The sequence below is a fragment of the Halomonas koreensis genome (assembly GCF_031451675.1).
In the GTDB taxonomy this organism is placed as follows: Bacteria; Pseudomonadota; Gammaproteobacteria; order Pseudomonadales; family Halomonadaceae; genus Halomonas; species Halomonas koreensis.
Genome location: NZ_JARWAK010000037.1, coordinates 1 through 607, shown reverse-complemented (window position 1 = coordinate 607; position 607 = coordinate 1). Strand labels below are relative to the sequence as shown.

Sequence of the window (607 nt, the reverse complement as noted above, 5' to 3'; positions counted from 1 at the left end):
CATGTCCTTTCTTTCGAAAGGAACTTTGTCAGCATGATTCACATTGTTAAAGAGCGACTGTTCGAAGAACAGTCGGAAGTCATAAGAGCGAAGAAGGAAGAAAGCCTTCTCTCTCAAGACTTGCGACTGGTCTCGTCACGATGCGACTGTCGGGAGGATGGTGGAGCCTAGCGGGATCGAACCGCTGACCTCCTGCGTGCAAGGCAGGCGCTCTCCCAGCTGAGCTAAGGCCCCTGTACAAGAGAGAAGAGTGAAGAAGGAAGAGTGAAGTAAACCTCTTCTTACCTCTTGCCTCTTATTTCTTCCGACTTGGAATGGTGGGTCTGGGCAGGCTTGAAGAACCCCGGCGACCTCACCCTCCTCTCTTTCACACCCTGGGGTGCGCTCTAACCAACTGAGCGAGAGAATGGTGGGTCTGGGCAGACTTGAACTGCCGACCTCACCCTTATCAGGGGTGCGCTCTAACCAACTGAGCTACAGACCCATTGGTCACGCTGGGCCTATACCCAAACAGTCTTTGCTCTGGCCGATCAGGTAATTCATTGTGAGCACTTGCCGAGTGCCGGTGACGTCGTCGATTAAGGAGGTGATCCAGCCGCAGGTTCCC

2 tRNA genes are annotated in these 607 nt (G+C 53.9%); both read right to left on the bottom strand.

Going from position 1 to position 607, the window contains the following annotated elements:
- Positions 1-158: 158 nt before the first annotated feature.
- A tRNA-Ala gene (locus QC818_RS18320) sits at positions 159-234 on the bottom strand.
- A 173-nt stretch (positions 235-407) separates the two neighbouring features.
- A tRNA-Ile gene (locus QC818_RS18315) sits at positions 408-484 on the bottom strand.
- Between the last annotated feature and the right edge of the window lie 123 nt (positions 485-607).